Origin of the sequence: Actinomycetospora straminea, from assembly GCF_028737255.1 — a bacterium.
Lineage (GTDB): Bacteria > Actinomycetota > Actinomycetes > Mycobacteriales > Pseudonocardiaceae > Actinomycetospora > Actinomycetospora straminea.
In genome coordinates, this window is the sequence record NZ_JAQZAN010000007.1 from 214,369 (window position 1) to 231,477 (window position 17,109).

Annotated in this window: 19 protein-coding genes; 9 read left to right on the top strand and 10 right to left on the bottom strand. The window is 75.5% G+C overall.

Features of this window, described 5'->3' with window-relative positions; translation table 11 throughout:
- Nucleotide 1 precedes the first annotated feature (1 nt).
- Nucleotides 2-415: an SRPBCC family protein gene (locus PH190_RS12640; protein ID WP_274231866.1), complete on the bottom strand. Its 414-nt coding sequence runs from the start codon at nt 413-415 to the stop codon at nt 2-4.
- A gap of 147 nt (nt 416-562) precedes the next feature.
- Here PH190_RS12640 and PH190_RS12645 point away from each other — a divergent pair, with 147 nt between their 5' ends.
- The 4 genes from PH190_RS12645 to PH190_RS12660 are packed head-to-tail and all read left to right on the top strand — an operon-like array spanning nt 563 to nt 4,835.
- Nucleotides 563-1,309: an LLM class flavin-dependent oxidoreductase gene (locus tag PH190_RS12645; protein ID WP_274231867.1), complete on the top strand. Its 747-nt coding sequence runs from the start codon at nt 563-565 to the stop codon at nt 1,307-1,309.
- A 34-nt stretch (nt 1,310-1,343) separates the two neighbouring features.
- Complete coding sequence (locus PH190_RS12650) at nt 1,344-2,165, top strand: LLM class F420-dependent oxidoreductase (protein WP_274231868.1); 822 nt, start codon at nt 1,344-1,346, stop codon at nt 2,163-2,165.
- 52 nt (nt 2,166-2,217) lie between these two features.
- Nucleotides 2,218-4,179 (top strand): acetoacetate--CoA ligase, encoded by a 1,962-nt coding sequence (locus tag PH190_RS12655; protein ID WP_274231869.1) that lies wholly within the window; start codon nt 2,218-2,220, stop codon nt 4,177-4,179.
- Nucleotides 4,176-4,835, top strand: a complete 660-nt coding sequence (locus PH190_RS12660; RefSeq protein ID WP_274231891.1) for a trimeric intracellular cation channel family protein — start codon at nt 4,176-4,178, stop codon at nt 4,833-4,835. Before PH190_RS12655 ends, PH190_RS12660 begins: the two co-directional genes overlap by 4 nt.
- Nucleotides 4,836-4,861: 26 nt before the next feature.
- Here the strand turns inward: PH190_RS12660 and PH190_RS12665 are convergent, their stop codons facing one another.
- Nucleotides 4,862-5,788, bottom strand: coding sequence for a LysR family transcriptional regulator (locus tag PH190_RS12665; RefSeq protein ID WP_274231870.1), 927 nt, complete (start codon nt 5,786-5,788; stop codon nt 4,862-4,864).
- Nucleotides 5,789-5,913: 125 nt separating this feature from the next.
- Between PH190_RS12665 and PH190_RS12670 the strand changes: the two genes are divergently transcribed.
- Nucleotides 5,914-6,729, top strand: a complete 816-nt coding sequence (locus PH190_RS12670) for a formylglycine-generating enzyme family protein (RefSeq protein ID WP_420791641.1) — start codon at nt 5,914-5,916, stop codon at nt 6,727-6,729.
- Here the strand turns inward: PH190_RS12670 and PH190_RS12675 are convergent.
- Nucleotides 6,721-9,081: a sulfatase family protein gene (locus tag PH190_RS12675; RefSeq protein ID WP_274231872.1), complete on the bottom strand. Its 2,361-nt coding sequence runs from the start codon at nt 9,079-9,081 to the stop codon at nt 6,721-6,723. The two genes, PH190_RS12670 and PH190_RS12675, sit on opposite strands and share 9 nt — an antisense overlap.
- Nucleotides 9,082-9,233: 152 nt before the next feature.
- Nucleotides 9,234-10,499: a TDT family transporter gene (locus PH190_RS12680; RefSeq protein ID WP_274231873.1), complete on the bottom strand. Its 1,266-nt coding sequence runs from the start codon at nt 10,497-10,499 to the stop codon at nt 9,234-9,236.
- 11 nt (nt 10,500-10,510) lie between these two features.
- On the opposite strand from PH190_RS12680, the gene PH190_RS12685 reads away from it, so the two are divergent.
- The gene (locus tag PH190_RS12685; protein WP_274231874.1) at nt 10,511-11,449 is read left to right on the top strand and encodes a LysR family transcriptional regulator; all 939 of its coding nucleotides are present in this window, start codon (nt 10,511-10,513) and stop codon (nt 11,447-11,449) included.
- Nucleotides 11,450-11,455: 6 nt separating this feature from the next.
- On the opposite strand, the gene PH190_RS12690 is transcribed toward PH190_RS12685, so the two are convergent.
- The gene (locus PH190_RS12690) at nt 11,456-12,343 is read right to left on the bottom strand and encodes an alpha/beta fold hydrolase (RefSeq protein ID WP_274231875.1); all 888 of its coding nucleotides are present in this window, start codon (nt 12,341-12,343) and stop codon (nt 11,456-11,458) included.
- A gap of 107 nt (nt 12,344-12,450) precedes the next feature.
- Between PH190_RS12690 and PH190_RS12695 the strand changes: the two genes are divergently transcribed.
- Nucleotides 12,451-12,957 (top strand): CGNR zinc finger domain-containing protein, encoded by a 507-nt coding sequence (locus PH190_RS12695; protein ID WP_274231876.1) that lies wholly within the window; start codon nt 12,451-12,453, stop codon nt 12,955-12,957.
- A 12-nt stretch (nt 12,958-12,969) separates the two neighbouring features.
- On the top strand, nt 12,970-13,107 hold the full coding sequence (locus tag PH190_RS12700; RefSeq protein ID WP_274231877.1) for a hypothetical protein: 138 nt from the start codon (nt 12,970-12,972) through the stop codon (nt 13,105-13,107).
- A 5-nt stretch (nt 13,108-13,112) separates the two neighbouring features.
- Here PH190_RS12700 and PH190_RS12705 read toward each other — a convergent pair whose 3' ends face one another.
- The 3 genes from PH190_RS12705 to PH190_RS12715 form a co-directional block, all read right to left on the bottom strand.
- Nucleotides 13,113-14,090 (bottom strand): alpha/beta hydrolase, encoded by a 978-nt coding sequence (locus tag PH190_RS12705; protein ID WP_274231878.1) that lies wholly within the window; start codon nt 14,088-14,090, stop codon nt 13,113-13,115.
- Nucleotides 14,091-14,170: 80 nt separating this feature from the next.
- Nucleotides 14,171-15,160 (bottom strand): SDR family oxidoreductase, encoded by a 990-nt coding sequence (locus PH190_RS12710; protein WP_274231879.1) that lies wholly within the window; start codon nt 15,158-15,160, stop codon nt 14,171-14,173.
- A gap of 114 nt (nt 15,161-15,274) precedes the next feature.
- The gene (locus PH190_RS12715) at nt 15,275-15,439 is read right to left on the bottom strand and encodes a CsbD family protein (protein ID WP_274231880.1); all 165 of its coding nucleotides are present in this window, start codon (nt 15,437-15,439) and stop codon (nt 15,275-15,277) included.
- 200 nt (nt 15,440-15,639) lie between these two features.
- Here PH190_RS12715 and PH190_RS12720 point away from each other — a divergent pair, with 200 nt between their 5' ends.
- Entirely contained in the window at nt 15,640-16,407 is a 768-nt protein-coding gene (locus PH190_RS12720) for an SGNH/GDSL hydrolase family protein (RefSeq protein ID WP_274231881.1), read from the top strand.
- A 6-nt stretch (nt 16,408-16,413) separates the two neighbouring features.
- Here PH190_RS12720 and PH190_RS12725 read toward each other — a convergent pair whose 3' ends face one another.
- A complete protein-coding gene (locus PH190_RS12725) occupies nt 16,414-16,644 on the bottom strand; it encodes a hypothetical protein (protein WP_274203847.1) in 231 nt (76 codons plus the stop codon).
- 23 nt (nt 16,645-16,667) lie between these two features.
- The gene (locus PH190_RS12730) at nt 16,668-17,045 is read right to left on the bottom strand and encodes a cupin domain-containing protein (RefSeq protein ID WP_274231892.1); all 378 of its coding nucleotides are present in this window, start codon (nt 17,043-17,045) and stop codon (nt 16,668-16,670) included.
- Nucleotides 17,046-17,109 lie beyond the last annotated feature (64 nt).

Consider the following 17,109-nt stretch of genomic DNA (forward strand, 5'->3'; position numbering starts at 1 on the left):
ATCAGGAGTCGAGTGCGCCGGCCCGCTCGACGAGCTGCTTGATCGCGGCCAGCGTCTCGTCGACGCCGCCCTGGATGCTGCCGTCGGTGTCCTCGGTGACCCGCTCGGTGTGGATGTGCACCTCGACCTCGCTGCGGTCGTCGCCGACCGCCCGGACGTCGAGGTAGCCGTGGTAACCCCCGCCCTCGGAGCCCCAGGCGAGGTGGCGGGTCTCGTCGGTGACCTCGAACCACGCCCGCCCCTCGACCTGCGAGCCGTCGGGCAGCGCGGCGGTGGTGCGGACCTCGTTGCCCTCGCCGGGCTCGGCGGAGGTCATGCGCGCGAAGTACCGCGGGAGGTTGTGCACGTCGGAGAGGTAGGCGAACAGGACGTCGTCGGCGGCGTCGACGGTGGTGGTGCCCGTGAAATCGGCCATGGGTCGCGGGTAGCCGCGCACCACCGCCGTCACCCGACGGTGCGGCGAGCGGTCGGGCCCGGCCGGTCGTGCACCACCGTCTTGCGTCGGGGTGAGCGGATGCGGGAACGTCCGTGTCCGTCGGAGCCGGGCGGGAGGCGGGGGACCATGCGCCTGGGCGCCACGCTCACCCACCTCTCGGCCGCGCCGCCGTACGCGACCGCCCGGTGGGCCCGGCGCCTCGTCGAGGCCGGCTTCGCGAGCCTGTGGACGCCCGAGGTCGTCGCCCGCGGCCCGTTCGTCCCGGACCCGTTCGTGACGCTCGCGGTGGCGGCGACGGCCATCGCCGACGTCGAGCTGGGCACGGCCACCGTCCAGGTGCCGCTGCACCACCCCGTCGAGCTCGCCCACCGCGTCCTGTCGCTCGCCGCTGTCGCCGGCGACCGTCTGGTCCTCGGGGTCAGCCCCGGCTCCACGCGGGCCGACTACGCCGCCCTCGACCGCGACCACGCCGGGCGCTTCGCCGCCTTCGGGCGCGACGTCGCCCGCCTGCGGGTCCTGCTGGCGCACGGGCGCGACGACGACGCCGCGCTCGACCCGGCCGGCGTCCCCGGACTGCGCCTGCTGCTCGGCTCGTGGGGCGCGAACGTCGAGCGGGCCGCGCGGGAGTTCGACGGCTGGCTCGCCGCCGACCACCGGCGCAGCGCCGACGAGATCGTCGCGGCCCTCGGGCGGTTCCGCGCCGCCGGGGGAGGGCGGGCGATCGTCTGCGCCGTGCGGCTCTCCTGCCCCGAGGACCTGGCGCCGGCCCGCGAGCGGCTGGCGAGGTACGCCGAGGCCGGGTTCGACGACGCCGTCGTGGCGATCGAGCCGGGCGGCCCGGAGCCCGAGGACGTGCGGGCGCTGGTCCCGTGACCCCACCACCCGATCGGAGAGGAGCCGCGACGCCGTGGAGTACGGAGTGGTCCTGTTCGCCACCGACGAGACGATCGCCCCGGCCGCGCTGGGGCCCGCGCTCGAGGAGCGCGGTTTCGAGTCCCTGTTCGTGCCCGAGCACTCGCACATCCCGGCGCGTCGCGAGAGTCCGGCGCCCGGCGGCGGCGACCTGCCCCGGCACTTCCACCGGACCATCGACGTCTTCGTGACCCTCGCGGTCGTCGCCGCGACGACCAGCCGCCTGCGCCTCGCCACCGGCGTCGCGCTGCCCGCGGAGCGCGACGTCATCCACACCGCCAAGCAGGTCGCGAGCCTCGACCTCGTCTCCGGCGGGCGGGCGATCTTCGGCGTCGGCGTCGGGTGGAACCGCGAGGAGGCCGCCGACCACGGCATCGACCCGCGCCGGCGCGGGAAGGTGCTCGACGAGAAGCTCGCCGCGATGGTCCGCATCTGGACCGAGGAACAGGCCGAGTTCCACGGCGAGCACGTCGACTTCGGCCCGATGTACTGCTGGCCCAAGCCGGTGCAGCGCCCGCACCCGCCGATCTCCGTCGGCGGCGGGAGCGACGCGGCCCTGCGCCGCCTGCGCGACCACGGCGACGCGTGGTTGCCCGACGGCTTCGACGTGGCGGAGTACCGGCGGGTCCGGTCGTGGCTGGCCGACGAGGGACGTCCCGACGTCCCGTTCACCGCGTTCGGCGCCGACCCCGGCACCCTCGACCCCGACGGCTTCAACGAGGTCGGCGTCGACCGGATCGCGTTCTGGGTCGACCCGGGCCCGGAGCGCGAGGTGCTGACGCAGCTCGACGCGATCGCCGAGAGGTGGCTGCGGTGAGGCGCGCCTCTCTAGGGTCACGACGGGGACCCGGCGCGACGAGGCGGTGGCGATGACACAGACGACCGAGACGCTGTGGCGCCCCACGGCGGACCGCATCGCGAGGTCCCCGCTGCGGGCCTACCTCGACTGGCTCGAGGAGCGCGAGGGCCGGACGTTCGCCGACCACGACGCCCTCTGGCGCTGGTCGGTCGAGGACCTCGACCGGTTCTGGCTCTCGATCGTCGAGTACTACGAGGTGGCGTTCTCCAGCCCGTGGACGCGGGTGCGCACCGACGAGGAGATGCCGCACACCCGCTGGTTCCCCGGCGCGCGGCTGAACTGGGCGGAGCACATGCTCCGCCGCGGCGCCGACGACGACGTCGCGGTCGTGTGCGTGCAGGAGGGCGGGGTGCCCGCCCGCGAGATGACCTGGGGCGAGCTGCGCCGCGCGGTGGCCGCGGCGGCCGGCTGGCTGCGCCGGGCGGGGGTACGGCCCGGCGACCGGGTCGGGGCCTACCTGCCGAACACCGAGCACGCGCTGGTCGCGTGCCTGGCGACGGCCGCGGTCGGCGCGGTGTGGGCCTGCTGCTCCCCGGACTTCGGCGCCGAGGGCACCACCGGGCGCCTCGCGCAGCTCGAGCCGACCGTGCTCGTCGCCGCCGACGGCTACCACTGGAACGGCAAGGTCGTCGACCGCGGCGAGGTCGTCGCCCAGCTGCGCGAGAACCTCCCGACGGTGCAGCACGTCGTCCACGTCCCGTACGTGTTCGACCGGCCGGACCCCGAGGGCACGACGCCGTGGTCCGACCTGCTGGCCCACGACGAGCAGCTGGAGTTCGAGCAGGTCGAGTTCTCCCACCCGCTGTGGGTGCTGTTCACCTCCGGCACCACCGGGCTGCCCAAGGGACTCGTGCACGGCCACGGCGGGATCACCCTGCAGGGCCTGCTGTGGTCGGGGCTCTACGGCGGCTTCCGCGAGGGCGAGCGGATGTTCACCTACACCTCGACGGGCTGGGCGCTCTGGAACATCGAGCTCGGCGCCATGACCCAGGGCGCGAGCATCGTGCTCTACGAGGGCGCGCCCAACCACCCGCCCGGCGCGGTGTGGGAGGTCGCGGCCCGGACCGGCGCCGACGTCGTGCTCATGGGCGCCGGGGTCGTGACGGCGACCGCGAACACCGGGGTCTCGCCGCGCCGGGAGCACGACCTGGGCCGGCTGCGCCACGTCATGCTCAGCGGCTCCGCGCTGCCCCCCGACGGCTACCACTGGCTGATGGAGCACGTCGGCCCCCAGATCCGCATCGACTCGACCAGCGGCGGCACCGACGTCTCCGGCTCGTTCGTCGGCGCCAACGAGTACGCCCCGGTGCAGGTGGGACGCATCGGCGGCCCGATCGCCGGGGTCGACGTCGCGGCGTGGGACGACGAGGGCCACCCCGTCGTCGACGAGGTGGGGGAGCTCGTCATCACCCAGCCCATGCCGTCGATGCCGGTGTACCTGTGGAACGACCCCGACGCGGTCCGCTACACCGAGTCCTACTTCGACACCTGGCCCGGCGTCTGGCGCCACGGCGACTGGGTGACGATGCACGGCGACGGCAGCGTCTCCATCCACGGCCGGTCGGACTCGACCCTCAACCGCGGCGGCGTGCGGCTGGGCAGCAGCGACTTCTACGACGTGCTCGAGACAATGGAGGAGATCGCCGAGACGCTCGTGATCGGTGTCGACCTGCCCGACGGCGGCTACTGGCTGGGGCTGTTCGTCGTGCCCGCGCCGGGCCACGAGGTGGACGAGGCGCTCCGGGAGAAGATCGTGTCGACGCTGCGGTCGCGGCTCACGCCCCGGCACGTGCCCGACGAGATCCTCACCGCGCCGGCCGTGCCGCACACGCTGACCGGCAAGCGGCTCGAGGTGCCGGTCAAGAAGCTCTTGTCGGGGCGGCCGCTGGACAAGGCCGCGAACCTCTCCTCGGTCGACGACCCGGAGGCGCTGCGCTGGTACGCGCGGTTCGCGCAGGAGCGTTCGGGCTGACCGCCGCCGTCCCCGCCTCGACCGCCGCGTCCACCGCCGCCCTCGTCCTCGACCTCGCGGGCACGTTCGCGTTCGCGCTCAACGGGGCGCTGACCGCCGTGCGGGTCGCGCGGCTGGACATCGTCGGCGTCGTCACCCTCGGCATGATCACCGCGCTGGGCGGCGGCATCCTGCGCGACGTCCTGCTCGGCGCGCTGCCGCCGGCGACCTTCAGCGACTGGCGCTACCTCCTCGTGGCCACCGCGGGCGGGCTGCTCGCCTTCGCCCTGAGCCGGCAGCTCGAGCGCGTCTCCCTCTCGATCACCGTGTTCGACGCGCTCGGCCTGGGCCTGTTCGCGGTCACCGGCGCGACGCGCGCGCTCGACCTCGGCGCCGGCGCCGGGCAGGCCGTGCTCCTCGGCGGGATCACGGCGGTCGGGGGCGGCACCCTGCGCGACGTCCTCGTGCGCCGGATCCCCTCGGTGCTCTCCAGCGAGCTCTACGCGGTCCCGGCGCTGCTCGGGGCGCTGGTCGTGGTGGTGGCCGACCGCCTGGGCAGCACCGCGATCACGTGGTCGCTCGCCGGTGCCGCGCTGGCGTTCACGGTGCGGATGCTCGGCGTCGGTTTCCGGCTCAACGCCCCGTCCCCGCCCGGCCGGCGCGGCACGGGCGACTGAGCAGCCCACCATCCCTACCCACCGCCTCAGCCGACCGCCACCAGTCCTTGCGCCGCGGCGGCGCGGGCGAAGGCGTCGACGGTGGCCCGCACGCTCGGCCGCTCGACGGCGTGGGGGAGGTGCGCGAGGACGACCGTGCGCAGCAGCGGGTGCTCGAACGGGACGACCTCGACGCCGGTCGGCGGGCAGAACACGCGGCCGAGGTCGCTGGCGAGCGTGACGCCCAGTCCGTTGGCGACCATCGCCAGCGCCGTCGCCAGCCCGTCGACCCGGTGCCGGACGTGGGGCTCGAACCCCGCCCGGCGGCACGCCGTGCGCACGGCGCGGCCGTAGTAGGTGTGCGGGCCGGAGATGATCCAGGTCTCGTCGGCGAGCTCGGCGAGGTCGGTGCCGGGGCGGTAGGGCGAGCCGGTGGGCGCCGCCAGGTGGATCCGGTCCTGGCCCAGCGGGACGACGGTCAGCCCGGGCGCCCACGGCTCGGGGGCGTCGGGGTAGTCGAGGAGCAGGGCGAGGTCGAGGTGCCCGTGCCGCACGTCGAGGACGGCCTGCTCCTGGTCGGTCTCGGTGCTCTCGAGGGTGATGCCCGCGTGCGTCGCGGCGAGGTCGGTGATGACGGCGGGCAGCAGGCCGGCCGCCGCGGCGGCGAAGATGCCCACCGACAGCCGGGCCGACAGGTGCTGGCGCGCGCCCTCGACCGCGGCGACGGCGCGGTGCTCGGCGGCGAGCAGCAGCTCGGCCTGCTCGACGAGGACCCGGCCGACCTCGGTGAGCCGCACCCCGCGCCCCACGCGCTCCAGCACCGGCGCCCCGACCTCGACGCCCAGCGCCTCGAGCTGCTGACTGACCGCCGACGGCGAGTAGTGCAGGGCGGCCGCGGCCGCGTTGACCCCGCCGCGGCGCGCGACCTCCCGCAGCGTGCGCAGGCGGCGCAGCGAGAGGTCCATGAAGCCCATCCCAACAGTTCCGCCCGCCGTTGTCCGCTGGTGCCGAACGATCGCGGGGGCGAGACTGGACGCTCGTGACAGGCACTCCCCGAGTCCCCCGCGGCCAGGTCCCGATCGCCGGCGGCGCGTTCGCCATGGGGGACCACCACGGCGACGGCGACCCCGCGGACGGCGAGGGCCCGGTGCACCGCGTCGTGCTGAGCCCCTACGCGATCGACGCCACCACCGTCACCAACGCGGCGTTCGGCCGCTTCGTCAAGGACACCGGCTACGTCACCGACGCCGAGCGGTGGGGCTCCTCCGCGGTGTTCCACCTCGCCTTCACCGGCGACCGCGCCGACGTCCTGAGCAGCGTCGACGCCGCCCCCTGGTGGCTCGCCGTGCGGGGAGCGAGCTGGCGGCGGCCGGAGGGCCCGGGGTCGTCGGTCGGCGACCGCGCCCAGCACCCCGTCGTCCACGTCTCCTGGAACGACGCCACGGCCTACGCCGCGTGGGCGGGCCGGCGGCTGCCGACCGAGGCCGAGTGGGAGTACGCCGCCCGCGGCGGGCTCGCGGGCGCCCGCTTCCCCTGGGGTGACGAGCTGGGCCGTCGCTGGAACCTCAACACCTGGCAGGGTCGGTTCCCCACCGAGAACACCCGAGACGACGGCTACCTGACCACCGCGCCCGTGAAGACCTACCGGCCCAACGGCTACGGGCTCTGGCAGACCGTCGGCAACGTCTGGGAGTGGTGCGCCGACCGCTTCGCCGCCGACTGGTACGCCCGCTCCCCGGAGCACGACCCCGTCGGGCCGGACGAGGGGAGCGCCCGCGTCATGCGCGGGGGCTCCTACCTCTGCCACGACTCGTACTGCAACCGCTACCGGGTCGCGGCCCGGACCTCGAACACGCCGGAGTCGAGCTCCGGGAACCTGGGCTTCCGCTGCGCGGGTCGGTGTGGGTCAGTGTGACGCCATGACCCGCCGGTGCCGGCCCTCCGGCTCGGGTCCCGGCTCGGGCTCCGGGGCGGTGAGCTCCACGCGCACGGAGCGGACGGTGCCGGTGAAGGCGTTGTCCCCGGTCGCGTAGTCGTCGGTGACCGGGGTGCCCAGGTCGACGCCGACGTCGAAGGTCTCGTCGAACGAGAAGTAGTACGGGACCGTCGCGTCCACCCGCACCGCGCCCACGACGAGCCCGTCCACCCGCAGCGTCGCCGTCCCGCCCCGGCCGTCGCGCCCGCCGTCGTAGGCGAAGTCCGTGCGCACCTCGTGCCGCCCGGGGGCGAGCGCGTGGTCGGCGCGGACGGTGTGCCGACGCAGGCCGAAGAAGTTGTAGACGTAGCTGGCCCGCCCGCCCGCGACGTAGAGCGCCCAGCCGCCGAAGCGCCCGCCCTGCGCGACGAGGACGCCGTCGCCGCCGCCCGCCGGCGCCTCGACGTCGGCCACCACCGCGTGCGACCGGTTCTTGATGTTGGGCACCGCTTCCTCGATGAGGCGCCGGGTCGAGCCCCGGAAGGTCACTGACGTGCGGTCGCCGACCAGGTCGAGCCGGCCCGCGAGCCGGGGGTTCTCCCGCTCGGTGACCCGGTCGTCGAGGGGGAAGACCTGGTACTTCGCCGCCTCGACGAGGAACAGCTCGCGCAGCCGGGCGAGGAGCTCGGGGTGCTCGGCGGCGACGTCGTGGGCCTGGCTCGGGTCGGTGGTGGTGTCGTAGAGCTCCCAGACGTCGTCACGGAACCCGCCGCTGTCCGTCGGCACCATCTCCCAGGGCGTGCCGTGGCGCGTCACCGCCGTGAACCCCTCGTGGTAGACGCCGCGGTTGCCGCACATCTCGAAGTACTGGGTGCGCCGGCGGTCGGGGGCGTCCGGGTCGGCGAACGTGTAGCGCATGCTCGTGCCGTCGACCGGCTGCTGGGGCGTGCCGTCGACGCTGGTGGGCTGCGGGATGCCGGCGCACTCCAGGACGGTCGGCAGCACGTCGACGACGTGGTGGAACTGGTGGCGCAGCCCGCCGCGGTCGGCGATGCCGGCGGGCCAGTGCACGACGAGCCCGTCGCGGGTGCCGCCGAAGTGCGAGGCCACCTGCTTGGTCCACTGGTAGGGCGTGTTCATCGCCAGCGCCCAGCCGACCGGGGCGATCGGGTAGCTCGCCGGGCCGCCGATCTCGTCGAGGTGGCCGAGCATGTCGGTCGGGTCGTCGACCATGCCGTGGCCGAGGCGGTGCTCGACGTGCGTGCCCTCGATGCCGCCCTCGCCCGACGCGCCGTTGTCCCCGAGCAGGTAGAGGAACAGCGTGTTCTCCATCGCCCCGAGCTCGTCGAGCGCGGCGACGAACCGGCCGAGCTGGGCGTCGGCGTGCTCGGTGAACCCCGCGTAGGTCTCCATGAACCGCGCGCCCAGCGCCCGTCGGGTGTCGTCGAGGTCGTCCCAGTGCGGGACCCCGTCGGGCCACGGGGCGAGCTCGGTGTGTCCGGGGACCACGCCCAGCGCCTTCTGCCGTGCGAGCGTGGCCTCGCGCAGCCGGTCCCAGCCGCCGTCGAACTCGCCGTCGTAGCGCTCGCGCCACTCCGGGGCGACGTGCAGCGGGGCGTGGGAGGCGCCGAAGGCGAGGTAGGTGAAGAACGGGCGGTCGGGCGTCAGGGAGCGCTGGGTGTGCACCCAGTCGACGGCGCGGTCGACGAGGTCCTCGGACAGGTGGTAGCCGTCCTCGGGGCGCCGGGCGGGCTCCACGGGCGTCGTGCCCTCGTAGAGCAGCGGGTACCAGTGGTTCATCTCGCAGGCCATGAACCCGTAGAAGTGGTCGAACCCCTCGCCGGTGGGCCATCGGTCGAAGGGGCCGACGGGGCTGATCTCGGCCGGCGGGGTCTGGTGCCACTTGCCGAACGCCGCGGTGCTGTAGCCGTTGCCCTGCAGCACGCGGGCGAGCGTCGCGGCGCTGCGCGGGCGGTAGCCGGTGTAGCCGGGGGCCGAGGTCGCCATCTCGGTGGTCGCGCCCATGCCGACGGCGTGGTGGTTGCGGCCGGTCATCAGCGACTGGCGGGTGGGGGAGCACAGGGCCGTGACGTGGAAGCGGGTGAAGCGCAGCCCGTCGTCGGCGAGGCGGTCGGCCGTCGGCATGCGGCAGGGCCCGCCGAACGCGCTGGAGCTGCCGAAGCCGAGGTCGTCGAGCACGACGAGCACGACGTTCGGTGCCTCGGCGGGCGGCTCGGTCGGCCGGACCGGGTCGAACGGGCGCGGCGCCCCGTCGGGCCCGCACGTCGTGATCGCCCGTCGTGGCACGTCCGGCTCCGGCAGGACGCGTCGGCCTCCGGTGGGCACACCCATGGGTTCCTCCCCTTCGCTCGGCGCGCGCGTCGGCTCGACGCGTCGGCGCGGGATGTGGCCTCGACGAGGGCAACGCTGCCGCCACGGAGGCCACCCACAGCCTCACCCGGAACGATCGTTCACGTCCAGCGAGTGATCGAGCACGACGTCGTTCAGCGCAGGTGCACGGTCGGGGCGGCGGTGGGACCGGCGAACAGGTGTCCGCGGACGAGACCGCCGTGCACGGTGCGGACGGCGACGAGGGCCCAGGCGGCGACGAGCAGCAGGTAGAGCGCGATCGCGGCGACGTCCAGGGCCGGCAGCGGCACCCGGGCGGCGAGGGCGCTGGTGCCGGTCACGAGGGTGCCGACGGGGAAGGTGAAGCTCCACCAGGTGAGGCTGAACGGCAGGCCGCGGCGGGCGGTGCGCAGCGTGACGGCGGCGGCGAGGGCGAGCCAGATCACCGCGAAGCCCCACACGGGCACGCCGTAGAGCAGGCCGAGGACCGCGGCGCCGGTGGCGTAGGGCTCGGGGAGGGCGCCGGCCGCCTGGGTGCCGAGCAGGTTGACCGCGGTGATCGACTGCCCGAGCGGGCCGAGCACGATCCACGTCGTCGGCACGGCCGCGGCGGGCCCGGTGCCGTGGACGACCAGCCGGCGCCAGATCTGGGGCAGGAGCGCGAGGGTGGCCAGCACGGCCGCGCCGACCATCGCCGTGCAGGCCAGCAGCATGGTGGTGCGCGCCGTGCCGGCCGCGAGGTGCGGGATCAGCAGCGCGCCGTCGGCCGCCGAGACCATGGGCGGCACGACCGGCATGAGCCAGGCGCCCGAGACGGCGTCGTCGCGGACCTCGTGGCGGATGATCATGAGGTAGGGCACGCCCACCGCGGTCGCGAGGCCGAGCACGGTGCCGATCGCCCACAGCGTCCCGCTCACCGCGACCGCGGTCGTCGTCCCGAGCACCGGCGGGCCGAGCAGCACCGCGCCCGCGCCCACGGTCATCACGGCCATGGCGACCGCCCCGTAGGACTGCGCCATCACCGGGTCGGCGGCGTGGCCCCGCGCGGTCTCGGTGTGCCGCACCCAGTGCACGCCCCAGGCCGCGACGAGGGCGACGAGCAGGAGCGCGGCCAGCCCCCACACCACCGTCGCGAACGCCGTCAGCCCGGGGAACCGGACCGGCAGGCTCGCCGCGGCGCCGCCGACGATCCCGGTGCCCATGACCGTCGAGAACCAGTTCGGGCCGAGGTGGGCGACCACGTCGCGCGGGTGCTCCAGCTCGCGCAGCAGGCGGCGGCGCGCCGGCCGGGGGTTCGGGGCCGGCCGCTCGTCGCGGGACGGGGCGAGGGCGCCGGGGTGCGGGACGGTGGCCTGGAGCATGGCGTCGAGGTTCGTCGCGCCCGTCGCCGGGCGGTAGGGACGCCGATCTTGTCGGGTCATAACCTGGGGTTGTGCCTCTGCCGTCCCGGGTCGCCGACCTCACCCCCTACGACCTGCTGTTGTCGGTGGCGGCGCTGGGCAGCATGGGCCGGGCGGCGCGGGCGCACGGCGTCAGCCAGGCCGCCGTCAGCGCCCGCCTCCGCGCCCTCGAGGGCGCGGTCGGGCTGACGCTGCTCGACCGGGGCCCGCGAGGGGCCCGGCTGACCGGGGCCGGCGCGCTGGTCGTCGACTGGGCGCGCCGCACCGTCGACGCCGCCGAGGCGCTGGACGCGGGGATCACCTCGCTGCGCAGCGCCCAGGCGACGCGGCTGCGGGTCGCCGCGAGCATGACGGTCGCCGAGTACCTGCTCCCGCGCTGGCTGGTCACCCTCCGCCGTGAGCTCCCGGCGACGTCGGTGTCGCTGAGCTCGCGCAACTCCGGCGAGGTGGCCGCCGACGTCGTCGCCGGTGCGGCGGACGTCGGCTTCGTCGAGGGGCCGTCGGTGTCCGAGGACCTCGACCGCCAGGTCGTCGCCCGCGACCGCCTCACCCTGGTCGTCGCCCCGCAGCACGCCTGGGCGCGCCGGCGCCGGGGCATCGACCCCGCGAGGCTCGCCGCGACCCCGCTCGTGGCCCGCGAGGCGGGGTCGGGCACGCGGGCCGCGCTGGAGGCGGCCGTGCGCGCGGTGGACGGCGGCGCCCTCGCCGACCCGGTCCTCGAGCTGTCGTCGACCACCGCGATCAAGGGCGCGGTGGCCGACGGCATCGCGCCCGCCGTGATGAGCTCGCTCGCGGTCGCCACCGAGGTCGCCGACGGGTCGCTCGTCGCCGTCCCGGTCGCCGGACTGGAGCTCGAGCGACGGCTCAGCGCGGTCTGGCCGCGGGGGCGCCCGCTGGTCGGACCGGCCGCGCACCTGGTCGGGATCGCGGCGCGCCCGTCGCGCCACGCCGAGGGCCCGGCGCCGTCCTGAGCGGCGTCACGCCCCGACGAGCACCGGCGCGAGGGCGCGGCCGAGGAACCCGCGGATGTCGCCCGCGACCAGGTCGAGGTGGCTCTCGAGCAGGAAGTGGCCGCCGCCCTCGACGAGGTGGATCTCGGCGTCGGGCAGGTCACGGGCGAAGGCGCGGGCGCCGTCGGGGCCGAAGATCTCGTCCTCGGCGCCCCACACCGCGAGCAGGGGCACGCCGCTCGCGCGGAAGTACTCGTGCAGGGCCGGGTAGAGCGGCGGGTTGGTCGCGTAGTCGGCGAAGAGGGCGAGCTGGATGCGCTCCTGGCCGGGGCGGGAGACCTCGGCGTGGTCCTGGGTCCAGGTGTCGGGGTCGACGAGCTCGGGGTCGGCGACGCCGTGGAGGTACTGCCAGCGGATCGCCTCGAGGCTCAGCGCGCCCCGCACCGGGCCCTCGGTGTCCGACCCGGGAGCGGCGCCGTAGGCCCAGACCGGCGCCCAGAACCCCGGGACGAAGCCGTCGTCGTAGGCGTTGCCGTTCTGGCTGATGATCGCGGTGATCGCCGACGGGTCGCGCAGCGCGAGACGCCAGCCGATCGGGGCGCCGTAGTCCTGCACGTAGATCGCGTAGCGGGTGACGCCGAGCCGGGCGAGCAGGCCGCGCGTGAGGTCGGCGAGGGCGTCGAACGTGTAGGTGAACTCCGCGGCCGACGGGGCGTCGGACCGCCCGAACCCGAGGTGGTCGGGCGCGATGACGTGGTAGCGGTCGGCCAGCGCCGGGATCAGGTGCCGGAACATGCGCGAGCTCGTGGGGAAGCCGTGCAGCAGCACCAGCACGGGGGCGTCGGTGGGACCCGCCTCCCGGTAGGCGAGCCGGTGGCCGTCGACGACGGCGGTGCGGTGACGGACCTCGACCATGGTGTAACTCCTTCGGAGGTGCGATCTGGTTAGCGATCCTCAGTCAACGCAGCGCTCCCTAACCTGTCAAGCCCGGTGATACGGTTAGTGCCAGGAGGTGGTGCCCGGTGCTCGACGAGCAGGCGCTGGTCGAGGCGCTCAACAGCACGCCGGTCGTGGACGGGCGGCCGACCGACCGGTGGGCCGACGACGAGGAGCTGCGTGCCTGGGTGCGCGCCCACGGCGGCGACGGGGACGACGCCGAGCTCGCTGCGCTGCGCGACGCCCGCGGCCGGCTGCAGGAGGTCGTGGCGGGGGAGGCCGCTCCCGGGGTGCTCGCCGACCTCCTCGCCGGCGCCCGTCAGCGGCCCGAGGTCGGGGACGACGGCGTCACGTGGCGGCTCGAGACCGCGCCCGAGCGGCGCCTCGCCGTCGAGCTGGTCCTGGCCTGGAGCGCGGTCGCGCAGCGGCACCCCGGGCGGCTGCGGCCGTGCGCCAACCCCGAGTGCCGCCTGTTCCTGCTCGACCGGAGCCGGGCCAACTCCGCGCGCTGGTGCTCGATGAAGACCTGCGGCAACCGGCTCAAGGTCCGCCGGCACCACCAGCGCCACCGCGAGGAGCCCACGGCGCCGTGAGCACGCGACGTCGTGACGCAGTGGCTCTTCGTCCTCGACGCGACCGGCGCGCTCGCGAAGGTCGCGCCGGGGCCCCCGCTGACGCTCGCGGCCGCGGCGGTCGGGTTCTGGGCCTTCCGCCGCTCGACCCGTCGCCTGATCCGGGCCTGACCCGCTCAGCCGGGCTGCGCGGCCCGGAACGTCCGCACGGCGTGGCCAAACCACTGGTCCCGGAACGCCACGGCCTCGCGGGTGGCGCTCGCGCCGGACGCGATCACGTCGAACCCGTGGAACGCGCCCGCGACCACCCGGAACTCGACGGGCACGCCCGCCGCGCGCAGCGCCTCGACGTAGCGGGTGGTCTCGTCGTGGAAGGGGTCGACGTCGCCGACGAACGTCATGGTCGGCGGGAGGCCGGCGTGGTCGGTGCACCGCGCCGGCGCGGCGTAGGCGGGGACGTCGTCGGTGCCGTCGAGGTCGCCGAGGTACATCGACCAGGCGTTCCGGTTGGTGACCGCGTCCCACACCGGGGCGTCGTCGAGGACGTCGACCGGGGTGCGGTCGTCGATCATGGGGTAGAGCGGCATCTGGAAGGCCACCGACACCTCGCCCCGGTCACGCGCCCAGAGCGTGGTCGCGGCCGTCAGCCCGCCGCCGGCGCTGTTGCCGCCGACGGCGAGCTGGTCGGGCCGCACACCGAGCTCGTCGGCGTGGTCGCGCAGCCAGAGCAGCGCGGTGTAGGCGTCGTCGCGGGCCGCGGGGTACGGCGCGTCGACGCTGAGGCGGTAGGCGGGGGCCACGACGACGCAGCCGCTGCCCTCGACGAACGACCGCACGAGGGCGATGCCCTGCTCCGGCTCGCCGGTGAGGTAGCCGCCGCCGTGCAGCCAGAGCAGGCCCGGGACGTCGCGGCGCGGCAGGCGGGGCCGGACGACGAGCAGCCGCAACCGCGACCCGTCGTCCCGGGGGACGGTCTCCTCGTGGACCCGCAGGGTCTTCGGCACGCGGCGGCGGGCGAGCTCGGAGATCACGCGGTTGACCGCGCCGGGCGGGCGCCGCAGGTTCTCCACGCTGCGCTGCCGCCCGATCGCCGCGCTCATGAGGCGGGCGGGCAGGCGGAGGTCGGGCTGCAGCCGGTCGAGGGTGTCGGACACGCGCGGGCTCCTTCCGGGGCGCCGCGGGGACGGCCGGCGGGCCGTCCCCGGGCGTCGGGAATCGAGGGGACTCGAGGTGCTCAGACCTGCATGCTGCGCGACCGCGGCAGCGGGCGCGCACCGTTCACCCTGTCCGTGCGGAAGCTGACCCCGGTGAGCTCCTCCGAGAGCCCCCACACGCGGGCGGCGTCCTCGGTGCTGCGCAGCGGGGCGTAGAGCTCCTGCTCGGCCGGGCCGCCGCGCACGTGCCCGAGCCCCTCGGGTCCGTAGAAGCGGCCGGTGCGGGCGTCGGGGGAGGTGGCGGCGTAGAGGGCGGGGAGCAGCGCGGTCTCGACGGTGCCGAGCACGCCCCACCGGGACAGGGCACGGATGAGCCGGATCTGCGGGAGGTCCTGCGCGCGGCCGACCTCGGGGCGCCCGGCGAGCAGGCTGGTCGGCACCACGCCGGGGTGGGACAGCATGCTGGTGATGCCCCACCCGTTCGCCCGGCTGCGGCGGGCCAGCTCGAGGGCGAAGAGGCCGAAGGCGATCTTCGACTGGGCGTAGGCGCGGTTCCCGTCGTAGCCCCGTTCCCCGTTCGGGTCGTCCCAGTCGATGCGGCCGCGGCGGGCGGCGACACTGAGCTGCGAGACGACGCGGCCGCGCCCGGCGCGCAGCAGGGGCAGGAGGTGGCCCACCAGCGCGACGTGGCCGAGGTGGTTGGTGCCGAACTGCAGCTCGAAGCCGTCGGCGGTGCGCTGCCGGTCCGGCGGGGTCATCACGCCCGCGTTGTTGATCAGTGCGTGGATCGCCCGGTCCTCGCCGCGCAGGGTCTCGCCCAGCGCGGCGACGGAGGCCAGCGACGACAGGTCGAGCTCGCGCAGCGAGACCGTGGCGCGCGGGGCGCGCTCGCGGATGCGGGCGATCGCGGCCTGACCCTTGCGCATGTTGCGCACCGGGAGGACCACCTCCGCGTTCGCCGCGGCGAGGCGCGTGGCGAGGCCGAGCCCGACCCCGTCGCTGGCGCCGGTGACCACGACGCGGCGGCCGGTGAGGTCGGGGACGGTGATGTCGATCGGGGTGCGGGGCATCGGGGGGCTCCCTCGGGTCGGTCTCGGTGCCGTGTGACACCGACACTGGTCCGGTCCCGCGGGGACAGCCACGGCCTCCCGATCCGTGGCACGCCGGGCCCCCTCGTCCGGGCGCTACGAGCCCGTGAGCTTCGATCCCCGCTGCTTCACCTCGCCCGCGGCCATGTCGCGCTTGCCGCTCCACTCGAGCTTCTTGTTGCCCGTGGCCTGCCCCGCCACCTCCTTGGCCTTGCCCTTCACCTGTTGCGTCCGGTTCTTGACGGTGTCGTCAGCGCCCATGTGATCGTCCTTCCCCGGCGCTGCGGAACCAGGCGCTCCGCCGGCGAAGTTGGGCCGGTCGTCCGTCGACAGCCATCGTTCGCCGCGCCCGGCTGCTCCGGTCGCCGCGGTGTCGGGGCGTATCGGGGGTCGTCGTCCGGGCCCAGCGGCACGTCCGGCCCCGGGCGGAGATCGGCGGCTGATCGTCGAGGATGGTCGCCGTGTACTTCGCGGCGATCGGGGACAGCTTCACCGAGGGCGTGGGTGACGAGGTCGGCGACGGGGCCACCCGCGGCTGGGCCGACCTCGTCGCCGCCGGCCTGGCCGCCGCCCGCGGCGAGGAGATCGGGTACGCGAACCTCGCGGTCCGGGGGCGGCTGCTCGGCCCGATCGTCACCGAGCAGCTCGACGCGGCCCTCGCGCTGGAGCCGCGCCCGACGCTGCTCACCCTCAACGGCGGCGGCAACGACATGCTGCGCCGGCACATCGCCGTCGACGACCTCGTCGCGATGACCGAGCGGGCGGTGCGCCGCGCGGGCGACGCCGGCGTGCGGGTCGTGCTGATCTCGGGCGCCGACCCGTCGCAGCGGCTCCCGTTCGGCAGCGTGGTGCGGCGTCGCGGGGAGCTGCTCACCGCCGGGATCGCCGAGCTCGCCGCCACCCACGGCACCGGCTTCGTCGACGTCTTCCACGACGCGGAGATCCAGCGGCCCGGCTACTGGTCGCCTGACCGGCTCCACCTCGGGCCGGCGGGCCACCGCCGCGCCGCCGACCTGGTGCTCGCCGGGATCGGGGAGGGTCCGGCGCCCGTCGCGGGGCCCGCCGGCGGGCCGGCCGCGCGGGGCGTGGTCACCGAGCTGCGCTACTACCGCGAGCACGTCCTGCCGTGGGTCGGGCGGCGGCTGCGCGGGCGGTCGTCGGGCGACCACCGCCACGGCAAGCACCCCACCTGGGTGCGGGTGCCACCGCCCGAGCGCCGGGGGGCGTGAGCGACCTCAGAGCGGCGCGTCGCGCAGCTGCAGCACCACGCGCACGACCCGCTCGACGGCCGCGTCGAACAGGGCGCCCCGCAGCTCGCCCCGGTCGGCGAGGTTCTGCGAGGCGAACGCCAGCATCTGCTCCGGGCCCACCCGGCGCACGAGCAGCGCCGCGGTCTCCTCCAGGTCGAGCCCGGGGTGGTCGAGGCGCGTCAGCGCGAACTCGACGATCAGTTCCTCGTCCCGCACGGCGATCCCTCCCCGCGACCAGCCTAGGAGGTCAGCGGGCGGCCCTGCGAGCGGACGAGCGCGTCGAACCGCGCCGGCCCGACGATCGTCAGCGCCCGGGCCGGCTCGTCGCCGACGACCTCGAAGCCGTGCTCGACGTCGCGGGGCAGGAAGAGGAAGGAGCCCGCCGACACGGTGAACCGCTCGTCGCCGCAGAACCCGGAGAGCTCGCCGGCGAGGACGTAGAACATCTCGTCCTCGCCCTCGTGGGTGTGCGGCGGCACGGTCAGCCCGGGCGGCCCGGACTGCTCCATCACGCCGACCCGCCCCTCGGTGTCGCCGCCGTCGGCCTTGACCGTGAACGTCGCGCCGCCGAACTCGTAGCGGTCGCCGTCGCCCGCGGGGCGCACGAAGAAGCTCATGGTGCCCACGGTGACGCTCCTATGGTTCGTCAAGTCTGTCGGGGGTCGGCTCGAGCTGGCGGTA